The organism is Allobosea sp. 05T433, assembly GCF_056396065.1.
This window is the reverse complement of record NZ_JBFTKS010000086.1, coordinates 1-4832: the sequence shown is the minus strand read 5'-3', so window position 1 is coordinate 4832 and position 4832 is coordinate 1. Positions and strand designations below refer to the sequence as shown.

7 protein-coding genes and 1 pseudogene are annotated in these 4832 nt (G+C 63.0%); 2 read left to right on the top strand and 6 right to left on the bottom strand.

What is annotated here, in order from left to right:
- The 3 genes from AC1DGP_RS35035 to AC1DGP_RS35025 all read right to left on the bottom strand — a co-directional run.
- Nucleotides 1-1454, bottom strand: a 1454-nt coding sequence (locus tag AC1DGP_RS35035) for an autotransporter-associated beta strand repeat-containing protein (protein ID WP_476833271.1), incomplete at its 3' end; no start/stop codon positions are given.
- A 666-nt stretch (nucleotides 1455-2120) separates the two neighbouring features.
- On the bottom strand, nucleotides 2121-2825 hold the full coding sequence (locus AC1DGP_RS35030; RefSeq protein ID WP_476833270.1) for an IS6 family transposase: 705 nt from the start codon (nucleotides 2823-2825) through the stop codon (nucleotides 2121-2123).
- A gap of 146 nt (nucleotides 2826-2971) precedes the next feature.
- Nucleotides 2972-3190, bottom strand: coding sequence for a hypothetical protein (locus AC1DGP_RS35025; protein ID WP_476833272.1), 219 nt, complete (start codon nucleotides 3188-3190; stop codon nucleotides 2972-2974).
- 21 nt (nucleotides 3191-3211) lie between these two features.
- On the opposite strand from AC1DGP_RS35025, the gene AC1DGP_RS35020 reads away from it, so the two are divergent.
- Nucleotides 3212-3406, top strand: coding sequence for an ABC transporter substrate binding protein (locus tag AC1DGP_RS35020; protein WP_441509200.1), 195 nt, complete (start codon nucleotides 3212-3214; stop codon nucleotides 3404-3406).
- 47 nt (nucleotides 3407-3453) lie between these two features.
- Here the strand turns inward: AC1DGP_RS35020 and AC1DGP_RS35015 are convergent, their stop codons facing one another.
- The 3 genes from AC1DGP_RS35015 to AC1DGP_RS35005 are packed head-to-tail and all read right to left on the bottom strand — an operon-like array spanning nucleotide 3454 to nucleotide 4390.
- A complete protein-coding gene (locus AC1DGP_RS35015) occupies nucleotides 3454-3627 on the bottom strand; it encodes a hypothetical protein (RefSeq protein WP_441509199.1) in 174 nt (57 codons plus the stop codon).
- Nucleotides 3624-3908, bottom strand: coding sequence for a hypothetical protein (locus AC1DGP_RS35010; RefSeq protein ID WP_441509198.1), 285 nt, complete (start codon nucleotides 3906-3908; stop codon nucleotides 3624-3626). The genes AC1DGP_RS35015 and AC1DGP_RS35010 overlap by 4 nt, the downstream gene beginning before the upstream one ends.
- Nucleotides 3905-4390, bottom strand: a complete 486-nt coding sequence (locus AC1DGP_RS35005; protein ID WP_476833269.1) for a hypothetical protein — start codon at nucleotides 4388-4390, stop codon at nucleotides 3905-3907. The genes AC1DGP_RS35010 and AC1DGP_RS35005 overlap by 4 nt, the downstream gene beginning before the upstream one ends.
- Before the next feature lie 312 nt (nucleotides 4391-4702).
- Between AC1DGP_RS35005 and AC1DGP_RS35000 the strand changes: the two are divergent.
- Nucleotides 4703-4832: pseudogene (locus tag AC1DGP_RS35000) on the top strand (co-chaperone GroES); the annotation flags it as partial.

The window sequence follows — 4832 nt, the reverse complement described above, 5'->3', positions numbered from 1 at the left end:
GTCGCCGAGCCGACATCGAGGCGATCGGAAGGCGAGCCGTCAGTTCCGAGGAAAGTGTTCAGCCCGATCGTGCCGCCAGTCCCTGTATAGCTTGGCGTCGTCAAGACTGTGCCCGGCGGGGTGCCAGTGCCCATGTTCACAAGGCCGGCGTTGGCGACGCTCGGGATGGTGTGGCTGAAGCCATTGAGATCGAGCGTTCCGGCACTCGCGACCGTCACTGCCGAATTCTGGCTGAACGTGTTCGGCCCGCCTGCGCGCAACGTCCCCGCGTTGACGTTCGTCGGTCCACTGTAGGTGTTGGCACCGGTGAGCGTAGTCGCGCCCGCGTGCACATTGACCGTACCGTTGCCGCTGATCGCCGACGCAAACACGTAGCTTTGGGATGTGTGATTGAAGTTGAGCGTACCGGTGCCAGCGCCAAAGGAGAGGCTCGGCGCAGACAGGGTACCTGGTGCAGCCGCCGCACTGCCAGCGGCCGCGCCGATGTTGAGGGTCCCGACCGCACTGGCATTCGCCGCGCTCACAACAGACGACGCGACAACGACGCCTGCGTCCGCAATTGTGAGCGTGCCCGTGCCAAAGTTGCCGATATTCAACGCCGAACTGTTGCTCCAGGTAGAGGTCGGGCCGGTCACGATCACCGTACCCTGAGAGCCTGGACCATTGCCGATGTTGGCGGGGACGGCGGTGTCGTTGATGACCATCCCGCCGTTCGAGATCGTGAGAGCGCCCGTTCCAAAACTGCCGATATTGAGCCCGCCACCTGGGGTGTTGGTCCAACGGGAGCCTGTGCCGGTCACCGTCACCGTGCCAGTCCCAATCAATCCGACCGAGCCGCCGCCTCCACTGTTCACCACACCGCCGTCTTGAATGGTAAGCGTGCCCGTGCCCAGGCCGCCGACCACAAGGGTTCCTCCGTTCGTCCAGGTCGAGCCCGGACCAGTTACCGTGGCCGTACCTTGCGAACCTGGCGAATTGCCAATCGCCCCCAAGACATTGGTCAACGTCCCGCCATTTTGGATGATCAGCGTGCCCGCACTGCCGGCCGATGATCCCAGTACTACGCTGGCTCCGGCATTCAGTGTCCTGCGTACGTCCACCGTCCCGCTGCCGCCGGCGGTTGAACCGAGGGTGAGGCTTCTCGCGACCGCATCGTCCGTGACGACCTGGGCGGTGCCGCCGTTGTTGATGACCGCATCGTTCGCCGCGGTGGGAGGGAGGTTCGGGAACCAGTTGAAGCCATCGGCCCAGTCACCAGTACCGCGAATCCAAGTTGTTGTTTGGGCTTGTGCGGACACCGAGACCGCTGCGACAAGCACGATAGTCGCCAGCGCCGTGGACGAGCCAAACCTGCAAACGCGTGCCAGCAACCCCAACCGTCGCATCGACGCCGCGACAAGCCGGCGCTTTTGATGTTTCGCGCTCGCACCCGGCACCACCTGTCCCAAATCCATTTCGCGCCCTTTTGCGTGCAGCCCGCGAACGTGATCGGTAGGTGATCGCGTTGCCAGCAGTCGAAGTCAGAAGCAAAGGCAGAGGCTGATCAGAATCGGATAGGCTACGCGTGACGATGCTCAGAGAAAGCACCGGCGATATCTACAAAATGTTTACGAGGGCATGTTTGTCGTCAATGCGGACCCATATATTTTTAGGATCCGTTGCGCGAACGCCACGATTCCAGCTGAAATTTTTGATCGRCACAGTTACTGGGCCCACGGAGGCAGGCATTGTGACCATAGGGAAGTGATCCTAATCTGCCGCTGAACTTCAATCTAGCGACGTCTGCTTTCGGTCAGCCCGCCAATGTTTGGCGGTAGCGCGCTTATGCCAGCGGGTTCAGCGTGACGAACTTCTGATTTCCACCCAAGTGAGACGTTCGCGGGGAGAGCGTCAGACGGGGGAAGATGGCCCATCCCGGACATCGAGAAGGTCTGCTTTCAGGTGATACAGTTTGCCACCGCGGTGTCAGCATCCGTTCGCATAGTCCACGACGCAGATAGCGACCGAGTTCAGTGAGACATCGAGACCGACATAGATCATGGCGTTTCTCCCCGCATGGATTGGTCGGCGTTGTCACGTTAACCGCGGACCATTGAAGCGAACTCAACCGGGTGACGGGCTCACGCTGCGAGGCCAGCGACGGCTTTCCATTGTGCCATGGCGCACAGACGATGCAGATGGATGGCGAGGGCGGAGCGACGGGACCGGGGCGGGACGAACAGATTGCGGACGGCGGAGAAGACGGCGACGAAGCGCTGCAGGCTGCCTGGAGATCGAAAGCCTTGCATCGTCCGCTCGCGCTTTCGGAGCGGCAGGTGTGAGTTCTCGGCCCGGTTGTTGAGGCCCTTGTGCGCGCGATGCTCGATCGTCGGCATGATCTGGCGCCGRGCGGCGGCATAGGAGCCGAGCTTGTCGGTGATCATCCGCCGGGGCGCACAGCTCTGCTTCTTCAAAAGACGCCTCAGCAACCGCCGCGCTGCCTTGGTGTCACGCCGGGTCTGCACGATCTCATCTAGGGTATAGCCGTCCTGRTCGACCGCCCGCCAGAGCCAATGCTTCTTTCCGGCGATGGTGACGACGAYCTCGTCGAGATGCCAAAGGTCGCGGCGGCTCGGCCTCTTGCGCTTCAGGCGGTGGGCGTAATCCCGCCCGAACTTCAAGGCCCAGCGCCGCACCGTCTCGTAGGAGACGGSGATGCCGCGCTCCAGAAGCATCTCCTCCACCAGGCGAAGGCTCAGGGGAAAGCGGAAATACAGCCACACCGCATGGGCGATGATCGCCGGAGGGAACCGATGGCGCTTGTAGCTGATGGCCGGCAGGGTCATGCACGCCCACCTACACCGCTTGCCGCCATGCCGGAGTTAACGTGACAACGCCACCGCCAGAAATGGAACCTTCCGGCGGACTACCCGATGGTCGCGCCGAGCTATGCGGAATCCCGATCGGCCCTGGCGAAGGCGTCCGGCCTTGGTCAGTCGCGCAAGGCCGCCGCGTCTGCGCCTGAACCCATTGTCGAGGCTGCGACCACGGTCGCAGAAAAGCCAAAACGCGCCTCGCGCGTCAAGGCAAGCGCACCGACCGCGGTCGTGGCCGCGCCGGAGAGCATCCAGGCGAAGCGCGCGCCACGCAAGGCGAAAGCTGTTGGGGAGCCAGTGGTGGAACCGCCCGCAAGACCCAAGAGGGCGCGCAAGACCGCCGCAACCACCGGATCGTGAGGCTCGGATCAAGTGCGCTTCGCCAAGTCGGCATCTATGTCGGCCGAATTCTCAGGGGCGAGAAGCCAGCCGACTTGCCAGTGTTGCGGCCGACCAAGTTCGATCTCGTCAACAAGCTCAAGACGGCGAAAGCGCTGGGCCTTACGGTGTCAACCACGCTCCTCGCACAGGCAACGGAGGTCATTGAATGATGTCGGCTATTGGGCGCGAACCGGCCAGGAGACACCTTCGGCGCCTTCTACTTGAGCGTCCCGTATCGTTCGAGATAGGCCAGCAGCAGACGCACCGTGGCGGGCGCGCCCTTGGCGGCGTAGCGCTGGCTGGTCCGTGTCGTGATGCCGAGCAGCGGCGCGACGCTGTGCTGGTTCAAGCCAAGCCGCTTGAGCGCGTCCCGGTATTCGTCGGCGGTCATCGCCAGCCCTCCCGCTGCAGCAGTTCCGGCAGCAGTGCGAACGCCGTCTCGACGGAGGGATAGTCCCACGACTGCATGGTCTCCTCCCGTTCGATCCAGCGATTGATGGTGGCGCAGTGATGCCCGCACTGGACCGACCAGCCGGTGTCGCGGACGCCGCAGAAAATCTCGTAAGCATCGTCGATGCTCTCGTCCTCCGCCCGGACGAACTTGGTCCAGAGCGCGACGTCGAGTTTGCGGAGCGCGCTGTTGGCGCGGGTGGTGATGACGTCGACGTTCATGACGTGCCTGCCTTCGACGCTTCGGCGTCGGCCTTGGCGATTTCAAGCGCATGATCCCGGAGCGCCTGCTCGACCTCGTCGGCGCTGATCGTCGGATCGTCCTCGAACGGGTCGTATCCGATGCGCTCGACATAGGCGGCGGCGAGGCGGGTCCGGCGCTCGTCCCCGGTCTCGGCAATCAAGCCTTCCGAGACGGCGGCGTCGAACAGCTTCGATTCCAGTTCGGCGATGTCGGCGGACCGGTGTTCGCCGGTCCCGATGCGCAGATTGAAGACGCCGCTAGGCAGGCGCTCGATATAGAGCGAGCCGAGATAGGTATATCCCGGCATCCCCTCGACCAGGTCGTCGCCGATGACTGCGCCGACGTCAGTGGATTCCTCGCGGCTGGCGATGAATTCAGCAAGCGTCATGGTCGTTCCTTGTCTGGCGCACGGATTCGTCCGTCGAGGGACCCAACATAACGACAGGATGTCGTCCTGCAAGTGGCCGATCACGGCAAATTGTCGTGGCCACGGCACTGCATCGGCCCTTCCTCGAGCTTTTCGAGATCGGGCAGGTCGCGCAGGCTGGCGAGACCGAACAGCGCGGCGATCTCTTACGGTACGTTGATGTCGCCAACTGCAGCCCGTCATCGGGATCGACCACAGGACAGGATGACTTCTTGACTCTCGCAGGGGCGCGCGCCTATCTCCGCGGCATCCGTTAGCACTCGACACCCGAGACTGCTAACAGATGCCGGTTGTGTTTTCACGCAGGCCGCGCGTTCCGTTTCTACCTTAGAGGAAGACAGAACCATGAAGTTCCGTCCGCTGCATGACCGCGTCGTGGTCCGTCGCCTTGATGGCGAAGAGAAGACCAAGGGTGGCATCATCATCCCCGAAACCGCCAAGGAAAAGCCCCAAGAGGGTGAAGTCGTCGCCGTCG